The sequence below is a fragment of the Acetobacter pomorum genome (genome assembly GCF_002738225.1).
GTDB lineage: Bacteria > Pseudomonadota > Alphaproteobacteria > Acetobacterales > Acetobacteraceae > Acetobacter > Acetobacter pomorum.
Map to the genome: position 1 here is coordinate 48002 of NZ_PEBQ01000003.1, position 16209 is coordinate 64210.

Consider the following 16209-nt stretch of genomic DNA (forward strand, 5'->3'; position numbering starts at 1 on the left):
GTATCCGCGCCACATCTTGAACAGAGTGTACGTGTAAGGACAAAGGCTGTAGCCGCCAGCGTGAGGCCCCAACGGGCCGGGAAGGTATGGAATGAATAACGACGAACGCGATCTGATCGAAAAATTCTTTGCCCGTGTAAGCGGAGCGCCACAGGGTGGTTTTGCTAGTGTGCCTTCCACACGGCCCAATCTGCCGCCGATAGACCCAGAAGCAGACCAGTTTATTGCGCAGGAATTCCAGAAATATCCGGAAGCGCGCTACCGTATCACTCAGATGGCGGTTGTGCAGGAAGCCGCGTTAGTGGAAGCGCAAAACCGTATTCAGCAGCTTCAGTTCCAGTTGCAGCAGGCCCAGCAGGCTTTACAGCAGGCCCAGCAGCAACAAAGCGCAGGGCAGCAGAAATCTGGCGGGTTCTTTGGTGGCCTGTTTGGGGGTGGGCAGAACGCCCAGCCACAGCCGCAACCAACAGCGGCACCTCCGGGTTGGGGTGGCCGCCCTGCTGCAGCCCCCATGCCGCCGCAGTATCAGCCACAGCCCATGCCTTATGGTATGCGCCCTTCCATGTTTCAGGGTGGTTCGGGCTTTTTGGGCAGCGCACTTTCCACCGCCACAGGTGTTGCTGGTGGTATGATGGCCGCCAATGCGCTTACCAGCCTTTTCAGCGGGCATCATGATGCTGGTGCCGCCGGTGGTGATGCCGGATGGGGTGGGGGCGCAGCTCCTACGGAAACCATTAACAACTATTATGGTGATGCCGGAGCAGGGGCCGCAGGCGCACCGGCAGCAGATCCGTTTGGCGGGGCAGGTACAACTGCTGATCCGAACTTTGATGCCGGGAACTCTGACTGGGGCGGAGACGCCGGAGACGCCGGTGGAGATTGGGGTGGCGGAGATGATCAGAGCTTCTGATCTGCCAACAAAAAGGGCGGCCTTGGGGCCGTCCTTTTTTATTAGTATGCGCTGAAAATCAGGCCGATTTGCCCATGCTTTGCATAAGCTCCAGAATTTTGCGGCGCATCTGGCTGTCAGAAATGCTGTAATATGCGCGTATCAGTTCCAGCGTTTCCTGCTTGTTGAGCATGCTTTGCAGATCTGCGGTAGAAACTGTGCTGAAGCTTTTATCTGATGGAGCGTTGAAGCTTTTGCGTGTCTGAGAAAAATGCGCGTGTTTGTTGGGAACAGCTTCTGTGGTGTGCATGTCATCAAAAAAGAAGCTGATCGGCACATCCAGCGCACGGGCAATATGGTACAATCGTGAAGCACCTACCCGGTTTGCTCCACGTTCATATTTCTGAACCTGCTGGAAAGTGATTCCCAGAGCTTCCCCCAGTTTTTCCTGAGAAAGGCCCAGCAGCGTGCGGCGTAGTCTTATGCGCTTGCCAACATGGGCATCAATGGCACCAGCAGCAACATGAGACTGGGTCATGGTGGTGTCGATGGGTTCTTGCTCCGTATATGTCACGCCCTGAAACTCATCCTGCTTTCACGAGGGGAGGTGCTCAAGAAGGTTAATATTTTATAAAGATGTTTGCCCTGTCCTCCAAAAGAAAAACAGCGCAGAAGCCTCGGCAAGAGGGAACTGCGCTCGAAAATCAGAAGGTTGGATGTAAGGAACAGTGTGGGTAAAGATCAGACTTTGTTACGGCGGATGCATGTTCCCACCATAAGCACTGCACACAGCAGTAAGGGAACAGCCTGCCCATAATGTCCGAAAAGTGTGCGGGGTAGTGCGGCAGGCACAGCCGTAAGAAGTATACCGATTTTATCCCACCCCAATTTGGCAAGAAGATGGCCTCTGCCATCAAAGGCAGCAGAAATGCCTGTATTGGCCGCCCTTACAATGGGCAGCCCTTCTTCCACTGCACGCAGGCGTACGGATTCCAGATGCTGGCGCGGGCCTGCACTGTTGCCGAACCAGCCATCATTCGTCACGTTGGCCAGCCATCGGGGGCGATCATGCGGGTTGGCAACATCGCCAGAAAAAATCACTTCGTAACAGATTAATGGGCCAACAGGCGGAATATTGGCCAAGTGCCACGTTTGCGGGCCGGGGCCAGCCGCCAGACCGCCTTGGGGCACAATCTGCAACGGAATGAAGGAGGGCTGATATTCTCCAAACGGCACAAGGCGTGCTTTGTCATACACAGCACTTACGGCGCCATCTGGTGCCAGGGCCAGCACAGAATTACGATACCGCCCGTTATCATCTTGGCGGAGGGCACCAATAAACCCTGCATCTGCGCCAAGAGCCCAATCCATAATAATTTCGCGGGCTTTTGGGGTATCTTGCAACAGATCGTAGCCGGGAAAAGACGTTTCGGGCCACAAAAACACAATAGGGCGGTAGGGTGCGCCAGAGGCAGCTTGTTGAACCTGAAGTTGCCGCGCCTGCTGCACACCTTGGGCTGTCAGGCGCAGGTAGCGCAAAAAGATATCTCTTGGGCGTAATCTGCCCACTTTTTCCGTTTCTGGCACATTGCCCTGCACCATAACGGCGAGCGGGCCAGCTTCACCTTGGGGGTGCACGGTATAAAAACGTGCCGTGCCCGCACCTAACCACACCACGCAGGTGGCTGCGCATCCAATATAAATTCTGCGGCGCGTTGTAGAGGTGCAGCTGGGTGTGGCCGATTCTGGAACAAAGGGAATGCGTATGCGCAGCCCCTCCAGCAAAGCGTTGCCACACAGTAGGCTTGCCAGTACAAGAGCCAAGGTCATCCCATCTTCCCCCACCCATGCGGCGGGTTGGATCAGCATGTCCCCTATCGGGCCGGGTATGGCAAGGCAACTGCCAAGGGCGTTCCATGTAAAGCCGCTGAACAAAAAGGTACGGCCCATATCAAACACCGTCCATGCCCCGGCAAAAAAGGCCAGACGGCGCAGCCCAGCGGGCACAAGCATGCTGAGAGCTGCTGGCGCGCCCACCATAGGGGCTAAAATAAGAGCACAGCCCATGGAGGGAAAAGGCACAAACCACCAGAACTCATCTGCGCGAATCAGCACGGCATTGACCAGCCAGTAAAGCCCGGCTGTGTAAAAGCCGAATCCAAACAGGCAGCCCGCCCACGCGGCATGTTTCCAACTTGTTGTGGTGTTGAGTATCCGCCCCAGTATGCCAAAGGTGAGCAACAGGATGGGCAGAAAGTGCAAAGGGGGAAGAGCCAGCGCAGAAAGTGCACCAACCCCCAGCATAAACCCCATAAAACGCCAGTTTTGCCGCCAGCATCGGCGCAGGCGGTCATGCGCCGTTTGAAAAAACGCGGGCAGTTTTACCACGGCGCAAACCCTAGTTTACGAACTGACAGACAAAAAAGCGGATGTTGGGTTACTTACCCTGCTATCAGTCCAGCGCATCACGCAGGCGGCGCTCATAGTGCCTGTAATACTTATCTGCCAGCAGTTCACTTTTAACTAGAATGGCCACATCCGTTGTGTTGAACTGCGGGTCCACCACAGCGCCATCACCCACATAGCCACCCAAACGCAGATACCCTTTGATAAGGGGAGGCAAACCCGCCAGACAGCGCCGCAGGTTCAGGCTATGCGGGTCTGTGCGCAGCATTTCCACCTTGCGGTCTGGCAGCGCACGCACGCGCAGGGCCGGAGGTGCCAGATGGTTGTGGTAGAGATAAGTCAGCTCATTTGCCATCTTGTCCGGGTCTGTCCCCGGCAGGCTGGCGCAGCCAAACAGCAGATCAATCTGATGCAGAAAAATATAGGAGGCAATGCCCCGCCACAAAAGCTGCATGGCTGTGCGCCCACGGTAGTTTTTATCTACGCAGGAGCGGCCCACTTCCAACAATTTGCCGGGAAATTCCTTCAGGGGCGTAATGTCATACTCACTGGAAGAATAAAAACGCCCGATTTTTTCCGCCGCGTCGCTTTGCACCAGCCGGTATGTGCCCACCACACCGCGTGCGTCCGAGGCAATGGCATGGTCAATCACCAGCAGGTGGTCTGCCACGTTATCAAATTCATCAATATCGCGTTTCAGGCGTAGGGTTTCCCCTTCCGGGCGGGCCCCCATTTCTTCATAAAAAACGCGGTAACGCAGGGCCTGAGCTGCTTCCAGCTCGGCTTCTGTTTCTGCAATGCGTACGCTTAGGGTGCCACCACGTAGTTCAGGAAAGCCCTTGCGTTCCAGATCCAGCGCAGAAAGCCCCCCTCCATTGTGGCGTGTTGCACTCATGCAGCATTTCCTTTCTGACGGGCGCGGGAAGATGTTTTGACGCCCGGCTTTGCAGCCGATTTTTTGCGGCCAAACAGTTCCAGCCGCATGGAAACAAATTCGAAGCCCAGCCGGTTGGCCACTTTTTTCATCAAGGCTTCATGTTCCGGATCTTCAAACTCTATAACCTTCCCATTATCCACGTCTATGAGGTGATAATGGTGCCGCCCATTTTCTGTTGCTTCGTACCGTGCGCGCCCACCGCCAAAATCCCGGCGTTCCAGAATCCCTTTTTCTTCCAGAAGCCGCACGGTGCGATACACCGTAGCAACCGAAATGCGGGAATCCAGCGTCAAGGCACGGCGGTACAGCTCCTCCACATCTGGGTGGTCATCTGCTTCAGACAGAACACGGGCGATAACGCGCCGCTGTCCGGTCATTTTCAGGCCGTGTTCAACACACAGCTGCTCGATCCGCGATTCTGCCGACTGTGCCTTCAAGATCACAAATCCTGCTTTGAGTTACAATTTGTGTTTCAGGTTTCAGGTAGCCGAAAGTGATGGGGTTTGTCCAATTTTACACTCGCAGGCAGTTTTTTTATGCGATGCAGGCCCCTATCTTTTGCAGACGAGCTTATGTTCCGCATCCTTTTTGGAGTTTTTGAATGACCCGTTCTGCTGCATATGTGCCCGATTTTAACGTGCAGGAAGAGCCACGCATTGCCGTTTTGGATATTACATCTGAAAAATGCCCCATGACATTTGTACGCACGCGCCTGGCGCTGGATGGATTGCCGCCGGGTGGTCTGCTGGCCGTGCGCCTGAAAGGGGAGGAACCGTTGAAGAATATCAGCCGGTCTGCCCGTGCGCTGGGGCATACCATTTTGTCTGATGTGCCGCAGCCCGATGGCAGTGTGGTGCTCACATTGCGCAAAAAACAGGAAACGCCTGCCTCGTAAACCGAAGCAGGCGCTCTGTAGAAAAGAACTGATAGAGGGGAAGGCGAAAAAAGCCTGCCTAATCAGTTGTTCATGGCTTCAAAGAAGTCGTTGTTGGTTTTGCTGTATTTCAGCTTGTCCAACAGGAAGTCCATGGCATCCATCGTGCCCATAGGGGCCAGAATACGGCGCAGAACCCACATTTTGGACAGCGTAGCCCGATCCACCAGAAGCTCTTCCTTACGGGTGCCGCTCTTGGTGATGTCGATAGCCGGGAAGGTACGCTTGTCTGCCAGTTTGCGATCCAGCACCAGTTCCGAGTTACCTGTGCCTTTGAATTCTTCAAAGATCACTTCGTCCATACGGCTGCCGGTATCAATCAGCGCCGTGGCAATAATGGTGAGGGAACCGCCTTCCTCAATATTACGGGCAGCACCAAAGAAGCGCTTGGGCCGCTGCAGGGCGTTGGCATCCACACCACCGGTCAGCACCTTGCCGGATGAGGGCACAACTGTGTTGTAGGCACGGGCCAGACGGGTGATCGAATCCAGCAGAATCACCACATCGCGCTTGTGTTCAACAAGCCGCTTGGCTTTTTCCAGCACCATTTCCGTCACCTGCACGTGGCGGTGTGCGGGTTCATCAAAGGTGGAGGCAATTACTTCACCGCGCACAGAGCGTGCCATGTCGGTCACTTCTTCGGGGCGTTCATCAATCAGCAGCACAATCAGGAAAACTTCCGGATGATTGGCGCTGATGGAAGAGGCAATGCTTTGCAGCATAACCGTTTTGCCCGAACGGGGAGGGGCCACAATAAGCGCACGCTGGCCCATGCCAATGGGGGAGACAAGATCGATAACGCGCGGGGTAAAATCTTTCTGCGCGCCTTTCTTGCCTTTTTCGGCCTTGGGTTCTGGGGCGGAAGCCTGACTTTCCACTTCCATCTGAAGGCGACGTTCAGGGTAGAGTGGGGTCAGGTTATCAAAGTTGATGCGGTGGCGTACGGCATCCGGTGGCTCAAAGTTGATCGTGTTGATCTTGAGCATGGAGAAGTAGCGTTCACCATCACGCGGGGCGCGAATCTGGCCCTCTACCGTATCCCCCGTGCGCAGGCCAAAGCGGCGCACCTGTGTGGGGGAGATGTAAATATCATCCGGGCCGGGAAGGTAGTTTGATTCGGGGGAACGCAGGTAACCAAACCCGTCATGCATGATTTCAAGCGTGCCTTCACCGTAGATCGCCTGGTCGTTATCGGCCAGCGCCTTCAGGATGGCAAACATCATGTCCTGCTTGCGCAGGGATGACGCGTTTTCAATATTCAGGTCTTCAGCGCAGGCCAGAAGATCCGCTGGGGATTTGGCCTTGAGTTCCGCAAGATGCATCTAGGAAATGCCCTGACTGGCAAAAGTTCATAAGGAATATGTCAGAATTTCTCATGCCGTCGGCTGCCTGAAGCGCGTGGCTATGGCAGAAAGACACCTTTGTAAAAGGTGGTGCCGGAGCAGAATAATCCAGACTAAAGGGAGGGTGCGCTGGGCAGGTGAAGTCAGCCAGCACTATGGGAGCGCATAATAACGGCGGCCAGATGTATCGTCAACTGCCTTGTGGCAATGGGTTTAGGGCGTGGGGGCCGGGGTAATGGCGGCATTCCATCCATTACGGCTCAACCACACGGCGGAAACCGACATATCGGGGGAAATGAAGCTGTTGACCTGAGACCAGAGTTGGGAAGGATGCAAGGTGCGTGTCAGCCCGCCTGAAAGTTGCTCATACGAGCAGGGGCCATTCAGGTGCAGAGTATCTTCCTCCAGCGTCACTGTCAGTTGGCATGTTCCGCTTTGCTTATCTTGCAGGTTGGGGGCTGTTCCCTCCACATCGGCGCTTAGCTGGGGGCGCATGGTGCCATCCAGCAGCATCAGCTCACCTGCCACGTGGCCTTCTGTGGTGGAATGCAACCCAACAAGAAGCCGCTTGCCATTAAGGGAAGATATGGCGGCATAACGCAGAGGCTCGGCACTGAGATGGTCAAAAAATGTCTGATACCCATTGGGGGGTGGCGGCTGTATCTGCGTAGTGGCTGCCGCATGCGCACCAGATACCCCACCTATCAGGAGAGCCAGAAAAAGACCTGTCTTCCAGCATTGGCGCATCTTATTTGATTCCTCCAAGCCAGCCTTTTTTCCAGAACCACAGTAAGGGCAATACAATGGTGGCGGCCATAAGCCCAAGTGAATACCAGTACCCGAAAGACCAGTTCAGTTCAGGCATGTTTTTAAAGTTCATACCATAAATGCCGGCAATCAGGGTAGGCGCTACCCCAATGAAGCTGACAACCGTCAGCACTTTCATCACCCCGTTCTGTTCAATGTTAATAAAGCCCAGTGTGGCATCCAGCAAAAACTCCACCTTGTCCTGCGCCTGGGAAACATAGGCATCTAATGATGAAAGGTCCCGGCTTACGGTTGTAATGCGCATCCGCAGCGGGTTGGAAAGCGTATAGGCTGCGGCAGAATTGCTTTCCCCCTTTTGGGGGGTGGAATCCGTGGTGATGTGGCGTGTGCTCAGCATGTATCCGGGGGTGGGAATAGCGCTGGCGGTTTTGCGGCTTTCGCTTAAAAACAGGGCAATGCGCTCCATGCCCAAAAGCGTATCACGCATACGTGAACACAGATTGCCCGAACTGCCAACACGCTGGAGCAAATCGCGCTGCCAGGAGGCAATGTTGCGCATAGCCTGCCCGGAAGGGCGCGTGCGGAAAATATCGTGCGAGAGAGTGTCCAGCAGGTCTCCCACGCTTTCCAGAATATCGGCCAGACGGTCCACAATGGTTTCAATAAGCGCCACCAGAATCTCTCCGGCATGCAATGTTGCGTCATGCTGGGGGTGCAGTGGGGCGGAGGGCGCTGTGGTGGATGCGGGCGTGGGTGCTACTGTTTCCGGGGTGGGGATGGCATGTGGTGCAGGCATAACCTGTGCATGGTCAGCCACAAGCAGGGCCACGGTTTCAAAGGACTGATAGGATTGAAAGCGAATGGTAAATAGCCGGTTTTGTGTTAAAATAAACCCAACTGGTGTTGTCTGAAATTCCGCGCCGGTTTTTTGCAAGAGCGGGGAGGAAAGAAAAGCAGCCCCATTGCGGACGCTGATTCGGGATGAGCTTTCAATTTCGTTCAGGTCATCCAGAGTGGGAATGGGTTGGCCACATAATTGTGTTGCCAGCGCCTGTTCCTGGGGTGTGGGGTCTAAAAGGTCCAGCCATACGGCATCGGCTGCGTCGGCTGCGGTCTCAATAGCCCGTGCGGGCATACCAGGCCGGTGGGCCAGGAACATGCGATTCTCCATTGTGTGCGTGTGCGCTACCGATGGCAGGTAGGGCCAACGTTTTCTGAGCACTGGGTGTCAGATGGCGGTCTGGGCTGCAAATATTCAACACTCTATAAATTATGAGACCTTCTGCATGTTTCTGACAAGGTTACGTGGTTGCAGGGCTGTGCAACGCCTTGCGGTATCTGGTAAGCCTGCGGCTTCGTTATGACAGGCGATGTCAGGCTTTAGCATATCTGGCAGGCGCGGTTTTTTACGCGGTATGGGAGCGGCAGACCAGAAATGGCAGATCCGAAGGAACACGGCACGTCAGCGGTGCAGAGCAATTCCCTCCGGCACCAGCCGGATGAGCGAGGGCATTTTGGTGGGCGTTTTGGGGGCCGTTTTGTGGCAGAAACCCTTATGCCCCTTATTCTGGAACTGGATGAAGCCTATAAGGCCGCCAAGGCGGACCCGGCGTTTCATAAAGAGCTGGAATATTATCTGAAAGATTATGTCGGCCGCCCCAGCCCGCTCTGGTTTGCCCAGCGCATGACAGAAGAACTGGGTGGCGCTAAAATTTTTCTTAAGCGCGAAGAACTCAACCATACGGGCTCCCACAAGCTCAATAACGTCATGGGGCAGATTCTGCTGGCGCGGCGGATGGGCCGCACCCGTATTGTGGCGGAAACCGGGGCAGGCCAGCATGGTGTGGCCACCGCAACCGTGTGTGCCCTGTTTGGCCTGAAATGCGTGATCTACATGGGTGCGACCGATGTAGAACGGCAAAAGCCCAACGTCTTCCGCATGCGTCTGCTGGGTGCGGAGGTGGTGCCTGTTACCTCTGGCGCAGGCACGCTGAAGGATGCCATGAATGAGGCCATGCGGGACTGGGTGGCCAATATTGCCGATACCTACATGCTTATTGGCACCGTGGCAGGCCCGCATCCGTATCCGGCCATGGTGCGTGATTTCCAGAGCGTGATCGGCACGGAAACCAAGGCCCAGATGAAGGCCGCTGAAGGCCGCCTGCCCGATATTGTGGTGGCTGCCATCGGGGGTGGTTCCAACGCTATGGGGATTTTCTATCCGTTCCTGGACGATAAATCTGTGCGTCTGATTGGTGTGGAAGCGGCTGGCCACGGGCTGGATAGCGGCAAAACCGCTGCCTCAATCGAACGCGGCCGCCCCGGCGTGCTGCATGGCAACCGCACCTATCTGCTCCAGAACGCAGATGGCCAGATTGAGGAAGCCCATTCCATCAGTGCCGGGCTGGATTACCCCGGTGTGGGGCCAGAACATTCATGGCTGCATGATGTTGGCCGTGCAGAATATGTGGGCATTACGGATAACGAGGCGCTGGATGCCTTCCAGCTTTGCACACGCATGGAAGGAATTATCCCTGCGCTGGAATCCGCCCATGCCGTGGCCTATGCCGCCAAGATTGCGCCAACACTTTCCAAGGATACCCTGCTGGTGGTCAACCTTTCCGGCCGGGGTGATAAAGATATCTTTACTGTTGCCGAACATCTGGGGGTCAAGCTGTGAGCCGTATAGCAGCCCGTTTTAAAGCCCTTGCCGCCCAAGGCCGTGGCGCGCTTATTCCGTATCTGGAAGCGTATGACCCGGATTGGGAGACCTCGCTCGAACTGCTGCGCAAGATGCCAGCCGCCGGGGCGGACCTGATTGAAATTGGCATGCCTTTTTCAGATCCTTCAGCCGATGGCCCGGTTATTCAGGCCGCCGCCCGCCGTGGCCTTAAAGCCGGAGCCACGTTGGCAGGCGTGCTGGATATGGTTGCGGATTTCCGCCAGCAGGATAACGAAACGCCTGTTATCCTTATGGGGTATCTGAACCCGGTAGAATCCTATGGGTATGAGCGTTTCTGCCGTGATGCCGCAAGTGCAGGTGTGGATGGGCTGATTCTGGTGGATCTGCCACCAGAGGAAGCCGATGTGCTGGCACCATTTGCCAAGGCCAACAAGCTGGATATCATCCGCCTTGTGGCGCCCACCACATCAGACAAGCGGTTGCCTTATGTGCTCTCTCACGCATCTGGCTTTGTCTATTATGTCAGCATCACGGGCATTACGGGCACACGTTCCGCCACCACGCATGATCTGGAAGAAGCCATTCCACGCCTGCGTAAGGTGACAAAACTGCCTATCGCCATTGGGTTTGGGGTGCGCACGCCGCAGCAGGCCGCCAATGCCTCCAGCATAGCAGATGGCGCGGTTGTGGCCTCGGCCCTACTTTCCACTCTGGCAGAAACGCTGGATGACAAAGGGCGTGCTACAGCCCAAACCCTGCCGCGCGTGCTGGCACAAATTGAAGATCTGGCAAAAGCCGTGCGTAACGCAGATGGAAAGGTGGTATGATCCCGCTTTTCCCGCTCTGGTAAGCGTGCGCTTATGACACAGGCTTCCACCACCCATGTTGTTATTGTTGGGGCAGGCCCTGCCGGGCTGGCCGCGGCGGAATATCTGGCGCAGGCCGGATATAGCGTGCAGGTGTTGGAGCGTATGCCCAGTGTTGGCCGCAAGCTGCTTATGGCGGGCCGGGGTGGGTTGAACATCACCCATTCCGAACCGCATGAAGCGCTGATGCGGCGTTATGGCACAGCCCAATCCTGGTTGCGTCCAGCATTGGATGCCTGGACCACGCAGGATATCCAACATTGGATGGAAGGGTTGGGGCAGGCCCATTTTACAGGGTCTTCTGGCCGTGTGTTTCCTTCAGCCATGAAGGCATCTCCGTTGCTGCGTGCATGGCTGGCACGGCTGCGGGAGCTTGGTGTTGTGTTTCACACCCGCACCACATGGAAAGGATGGGATGCGCAGGGCCGCCTACTTGTGCAGCATGAAGGGCAGGATGAACCCCACCCTATGCAGGCCGATGCCACCTTGCTGGCGCTAGGTGGAGCAAGCTGGCCCCGTTTGGGTAGTACCGGGGGCTGGGTGCCTGTTTTGGCGCAGCAGGGCGTGAACATAGCGCCCTTACAGCCAGCAAATTGTGGTTTTGAAACAGCATGGTCTGATCTGGTTCGGGAGCGTTTTGCCGGCTTACCGCTTAAACCTGTGGCGCTCAGCTTTGCGGGGCACCGCGTGCAGGGTGAGGTGACGGTAACAGCCAATGGGCTGGAAGGCGGTGCAATTTATGCGCTGTCTACCTTCCTTCGGGCGGCCATTGCAGAAGAGGGCGTGGCCACAGTTCTGGTGGATTTGCGCCCGGATATGCCGGTGCAGGAAGTAGCGCGCCGTCTGGCGGCCACCCGCCCGCGAGAGAGCCTTTCCAACAAATTGCGCAAGGCCTTGCGCCTGCCACCAGTGGCCATCGCTCTTTTGCGGGAAAGTGGGCTAGATATTCCCACCACACCGCAGGCTTTGGCAGCACGTTTAAAGGCGGTGCCCGTGGTGCTGAATGCCCCGCAACCGCTCGCCCGCGCCATTTCCTCTGCTGGAGGTATTACGCACGATTCCTGCACAGATGGCTTTATGCTGCGTGCGTTGCCCGGTGTGTTTGTGGCGGGCGAAATGCTGGATTGGGAGGCCCCAACTGGCGGCTACCTGCTGCATGCCAGCCTTGCCACGGGGCGTGCGGCGGCAAAGGGTCTGCAGGCATGGTTGCAGGATACAGGGGCTAAGCGGTATCCCCTCCATCCATGAGCAGCATGATAACAATGGGTGAGGTGCCGGGGGCGGGCCCGGCGCAATTAGATTTGGCCGAACTTCTGGCCACACGCCTGCTGGTGCAGGGCAATTCGGGGTCTGGTAAATCACATTTGTTGCGGCGGTTGCTGGAGCAATCCGCACGTATGGTGCAGCAGGCGATTATTGACCCGGAAGGGGATTTTGTCAGCCTTGCGGAAAAATTCGGCCATCTGGTGATAGATGGTGCGGATCATTCCGAAATGGCGCTGCATGCGGCGGGTGAGCGTATGCGGATGCATCGGGCCTCGGTTGTGCTGAATCTGGAAGGTCTGGATGCAGACCAGCAGATGCGCTGGGCCGCTGCATTTCTGGGTGGGATGTTTGAGGTGCCACGCCAATATTGGTACCCAGTGCTGGTGGTGGTGGATGAAGCCCAGCTTTTTGCCCCAGCCGCTGCGGGGGAGGTTTCGGACGAGGCCCGGCGTGCATCCCTCGGCGCCATGACAAACCTGATGTGCCGTGGCCGTAAACGTGGTTTGGCCGGGGTTATTGCCACACAGCGTTTGGCCAAGCTGGCCAAAAACGTGGCCGCAGAGGCTTCCAACTTTTTAATGGGCCGCACATTTCTGGATATTGATATGTCCCGCGCGGCAGATCTGCTGGGGATGGAGCGCAGGCAGGCCGAATCGTTCCGGGATCTGGCGCGTGGCACTTTTGTTGCTCTTGGTCCGGCCTTGTGCCGCAGGCCCACGCCGGTACGTATTGGCACGGTGGAAACAGAAAGCCGCTCAGCCGGGCCAGTTCTTACACCGTTTGAGCCGCCGCCTGCGCCTGTGCATGATCTTATTCTGGCTCCCGTGCCGGTGCAGGATATGCCAGCACGTCCCCGCAAGGCTCCCGTGGCACCGCCACCTGACCTGCTGACCCAGCTTGCCGCACATGGTGAGGCACAGGCCGCCCAGAGCGAACAGGAAGAACCGGAAGAAACATCCGAAACCCAAACCGAGCGTGAAGCCCGCATGCGCGCCATTTTGCGGGACATGATGGCGGATGAGGAAGCCGCTTTCCGTCCGGCTCCTGTTTTGTATCAGGATTTTCTGGTGCGGTGCCGTATTGCCGGTTTGGGGCGCAATGCGCTGGATATGCGGCGCTTTAACCGGGCCTTGGCCACAGCACGCAGCGGAGTGGATGAAGAAACCTCCGCCCAGCCGGAATGGCAGGAGGCTGAAGCTCTGGCTGCTACCTTGCCTGAAGATTTGCAAGCTGTTGGGCTTTTTCTGGCACGTGCCGCGCTGGCCCGGCAACCATGCCCATCGGATGCGGCCATTGCGCGGGTATATGGCACGGTTTCAAAAGGGCGTGCGCGCCGCTTGCTGGGGTGGCTGGAAGACCAGAATCTCATTGTCTTGCGTGCAGATGGTATGGGCCGCCGAGTGCTCACTTTTATTGGAACAGGGTGGGAAACCCTGCCCGGCAACGCAGATGGCTGAAAAAACCACACCAGCCAGAAGCAGATAGCGTAAAAAGTGCCCCTTTGCGGGCATGACGGACACGCCATGCGGTGCTATAGCCCGAAGCATGACGGAAGACCCGCCTTTCAGCCCGGCGCTGCTGCCCGCAGGCTTTGTAGATTTTTTAACGCCCGATGCCCGAACCGAGGCAGAGGGCGTTGCCACGCTTATGGACGTGTTTGCATCCCACGGATACGACCGCGTGCGGCCCCCTCTTATAGAATTTGAGGATACGTATCTGGCTGGTGCCGGTGCGGCCCTTGCGGAGCAGAGTTTTAGGGTGATGGACCCTGATACCCGCCGCATGATGGTGCTGCGCCCCGATATTACGCCACAGATAGCCCGTATGGCGGCAACCCGCGTGGCCAGTACACCGCGGCCGCTGCGCGTTTCCTACGCCGGTGTGTGTGTTGTGGTTTCCCCCGTGGCGGCGGAAGAAAGCAGCCGCCAGATTATGCAAACGGGTATCGAACTGATAGGCCCTGATTCGCCAGAGGCGGATGCAGAAGTCATGTCTGTTGGGGCGGAAGCGCTTGAGCGTCTGGGTGTGAAGGATGTTTCCTTCGATCTCACCATGCCGCCCTTTATTCCGGCATTGCTGGAAGAAAGCAAAGTGCCCGAAGCCCGGCGCGCAGCCCTTATGCGCGCACTGGACCGCAAGGATTCCGCCGCTGTGGCCGAGCAGGGCGGCGCATTGGCAAGCACGCTTATTGCGTTGCTGGAAGCCACAGGGCTGGCAGAACATGCCGTGGCCCGGTTGACGGAAATTGCACTGCCACCCAAGGCCCGCGCGGTTCTGGACCGTTTGGTAGATACTGTGGCTGCCCTGCGTGAGCAGTGCCCCAACCTGCGTATGACGGTGGACCCGGTTGAGTTCCGGGGGTGGAAATATCATACAGGTGTGTGTGTCACACTCTTTACCATTGGTCGCTCGGAAGAGCTGGGGCGTGGCGGGCGCTATCTGTGCAATGATAACGAACCGGCCTGTGGGCTGACATTACGGCCCGATGTGCTGTTCCGCATGATTCCGCCAACACCTGCGCGCCCGCGTGTCTATCTGGCACCGGGGGCAGACAGGCGGGAGGCCGCACGCCTGCGCACGCAGGGATATGCCACATTGGCTGCATCTTCCCTTACCACAGAGCCAGAGGCAGAAGCCCGCCGTTTGGGCTGTTCTCATGTCCTGCGTGGCACCGTTTGCACGGACCTGTCATGATTTTTCCCCAATCGGGGCTTTTCTCTTTCAGTTAGCGGCAAGATTCTTTCAGGAGCACACCATCCATGTCCAACGTAACCGTGATTGGCGCCCAGTGGGGTGATGAAGGCAAAGGCAAAATTGTAGACTGGCTTGCCAGCCGGGCCGATATTGTTGTGCGCTTTCAGGGTGGGCACAATGCCGGGCATACGCTGGTTGTGGGCAATCAGGTTTACAAGCTTTCTCTGCTGCCTTCTGGCGTGGTGAACGGCAAGCTGGGCGTTATTGGCAATGGTGTGGTGGTGGACCCGCAGGCACTGTTGGCAGAAATTGGCCGTATTCAGGAACAGGGGCTGAAAGTAACGCCCGATACGCTCAAGATTGCAGAAAACGCTCCTCTGATTCTGCCTGTGCACGGTGCGCTGGATCGTGCGCGTGAGGCTGCACGAGGGGACCGTAAAATCGGCACCACTGGACGCGGTATTGGCCCTGCGTATGAAGATAAAGTGGCCCGTCGCGCCATCCGCCTGTGTGATCTGGCAGAGCCGGAAACGCTGGACTGGAAGCTGGATGAACTGCTGCTGCACCACAACACCCTGCTGGCAGGGCTGGGTGCACCCGTGTTCACCAAGGAAGAGCTTCTTGCGTTCCTGACTGATATTGCTCCTAAAGTGCTGCCTTATATGGCCCCAACATGGGACATTCTGGATGATGCCCGCCGGGGTGGCCGCCGCATTCTGTTTGAAGGCGCACAGGCCGTTATGCTGGATGTGGACCACGGCACCTATCCGTTTGTGACCAGCTCCAACACGGTTGCCGCCAATGCGGGCACGGGGTCTGGCATGGGCCCCACGGCAGCGGGTTTTGTGCTGGGTATTGCCAAGGCGTATTGTACCCGTGTGGGTGAAGGCCCGTTCCCCACAGAACTGCATGATGAAACAGGCCGCCGCCTTGGTGAACGTGGGCATGAATTTGGCACCAACACAGGCCGCCCGCGCCGTTGTGGATGGTTTGATTCCGTGCTGGTGCGCCATGCTGTGCGCGTTGGTGGCATTAATGGTCTGGCACTGACCAAGCTGGACGTGCTGGACGGTCTGGATGAAATCCGGGTTTGTGTTGGCTACGAACTGGATGGGCAGAAGATTGATCGCTTCCCGTCTGCTCCGGCAGCACAGCAGCGTGTACGCCCGGTTTATGAAACGCTGGAAGGCTGGAAGGAAACCACCCACGGTGCCCGCCGCTGGGCAGACCTGCCAGCACAGGCCATTAAATACGTACGCCGGATTGAAGAACTGGTGGGCGCACCCGTTACCCTGCTTTCCACCAGCCCGGATCGGGATGATACCATTCTGATGCGTGACCCGTTTGAAGACTGATCTGCTGTGCGCAGTCAGTGATACAAAAGGCCTTCTCCATAAGGGAAGGCCTTTTTTTGTTGCAAGTT

Annotated in this window: 15 protein-coding genes; 8 read left to right on the forward strand and 7 right to left on the reverse strand. The window is 57.0% G+C overall.

The window, feature by feature from the left end; all coding sequences use genetic code 11:
* The first annotated feature begins 91 nt into the window (after window positions 1–91).
* Window positions 92–910: a DUF2076 domain-containing protein gene (locus CSR02_RS00565; RefSeq protein WP_099540079.1), complete on the forward strand. Its 819-nt coding sequence runs from the start codon at window positions 92–94 to the stop codon at window positions 908–910.
* A 58-nt stretch (window positions 911–968) separates the two neighbouring features.
* Here the strand turns inward: CSR02_RS00565 and CSR02_RS00570 are convergent, their stop codons facing one another.
* The 4 genes from CSR02_RS00570 to CSR02_RS00585 all read right to left on the reverse strand — a co-directional run bounded on the left by CSR02_RS00570 (window position 969) and on the right by CSR02_RS00585 (window position 4675).
* The gene (locus tag CSR02_RS00570; protein ID WP_042787097.1) at window positions 969–1463 is read right to left on the reverse strand and encodes a helix-turn-helix domain-containing protein; all 495 of its coding nucleotides are present in this window, start codon (window positions 1461–1463) and stop codon (window positions 969–971) included.
* A 167-nt stretch (window positions 1464–1630) separates the two neighbouring features.
* Window positions 1631–3277, reverse strand: a complete 1647-nt coding sequence (lnt, locus tag CSR02_RS00575) for an apolipoprotein N-acyltransferase (RefSeq protein WP_099540081.1) — start codon at window positions 3275–3277, stop codon at window positions 1631–1633.
* A gap of 64 nt (window positions 3278–3341) precedes the next feature.
* Window positions 3342–4190 (reverse strand): GNAT family N-acetyltransferase, encoded by an 849-nt coding sequence (locus tag CSR02_RS00580; protein WP_042787095.1) that lies wholly within the window; start codon window positions 4188–4190, stop codon window positions 3342–3344.
* Window positions 4187–4675: a Fur family transcriptional regulator gene (locus CSR02_RS00585; protein ID WP_042787094.1), complete on the reverse strand. Its 489-nt coding sequence runs from the start codon at window positions 4673–4675 to the stop codon at window positions 4187–4189. Before CSR02_RS00585 ends, CSR02_RS00580 begins: the two co-directional genes overlap by 4 nt.
* A gap of 158 nt (window positions 4676–4833) precedes the next feature.
* On the opposite strand from CSR02_RS00585, the gene CSR02_RS00590 reads away from it, so the two are divergent.
* Window positions 4834–5127, forward strand: coding sequence for a sulfurtransferase TusA family protein (locus CSR02_RS00590; RefSeq protein ID WP_052013507.1), 294 nt, complete (start codon window positions 4834–4836; stop codon window positions 5125–5127).
* A 62-nt stretch (window positions 5128–5189) separates the two neighbouring features.
* Here the strand turns inward: CSR02_RS00590 and rho are convergent, their stop codons facing one another.
* From rho to CSR02_RS00605, 3 genes are all read right to left on the reverse strand, one after another.
* Complete coding sequence (gene rho, locus CSR02_RS00595; RefSeq protein WP_042787093.1) at window positions 5190–6488, reverse strand: transcription termination factor Rho; 1299 nt, start codon at window positions 6486–6488, stop codon at window positions 5190–5192.
* Between the two features lie 234 nt (window positions 6489–6722).
* Window positions 6723–7256 (reverse strand): hypothetical protein, encoded by a 534-nt coding sequence (locus CSR02_RS00600; protein ID WP_099540082.1) that lies wholly within the window; start codon window positions 7254–7256, stop codon window positions 6723–6725.
* Between the two features lies 1 nt (window position 7257).
* Window positions 7258–8448, reverse strand: a complete 1191-nt coding sequence (locus CSR02_RS00605; RefSeq protein WP_183172665.1) for a magnesium transporter CorA family protein — start codon at window positions 8446–8448, stop codon at window positions 7258–7260.
* A gap of 264 nt (window positions 8449–8712) precedes the next feature.
* Between CSR02_RS00605 and trpB the strand changes: the two genes are divergently transcribed.
* From trpB to CSR02_RS00635, 6 genes are all read left to right on the forward strand, one after another.
* Complete coding sequence (gene trpB, locus CSR02_RS00610) at window positions 8713–9957, forward strand: tryptophan synthase subunit beta (protein WP_052013506.1); 1245 nt, start codon at window positions 8713–8715, stop codon at window positions 9955–9957.
* The gene (gene trpA, locus CSR02_RS00615; protein ID WP_099540084.1) at window positions 9954–10787 is read left to right on the forward strand and encodes a tryptophan synthase subunit alpha; all 834 of its coding nucleotides are present in this window, start codon (window positions 9954–9956) and stop codon (window positions 10785–10787) included. The genes trpB and trpA overlap by 4 nt, the downstream gene beginning before the upstream one ends.
* Before the next feature lie 33 nt (window positions 10788–10820).
* Entirely contained in the window at window positions 10821–12074 is a 1254-nt protein-coding gene (locus CSR02_RS00620) for a TIGR03862 family flavoprotein (protein ID WP_099540086.1), read from the forward strand.
* Window positions 12071–13549, forward strand: coding sequence for an ATP-binding protein (locus CSR02_RS00625; RefSeq protein WP_099540087.1), 1479 nt, complete (start codon window positions 12071–12073; stop codon window positions 13547–13549). The genes CSR02_RS00620 and CSR02_RS00625 overlap by 4 nt, the downstream gene beginning before the upstream one ends.
* Window positions 13550–13601: 52 nt before the next feature.
* A complete protein-coding gene (locus tag CSR02_RS00630; protein WP_099540089.1) occupies window positions 13602–14786 on the forward strand; it encodes an ATP phosphoribosyltransferase regulatory subunit in 1185 nt (394 codons plus the stop codon).
* 65 nt (window positions 14787–14851) lie between these two features.
* Window positions 14852–16141, forward strand: coding sequence for an adenylosuccinate synthase (locus CSR02_RS00635; protein WP_042787086.1), 1290 nt, complete (start codon window positions 14852–14854; stop codon window positions 16139–16141).
* The last annotated feature ends 68 nt before the right edge of the window (window positions 16142–16209 follow it).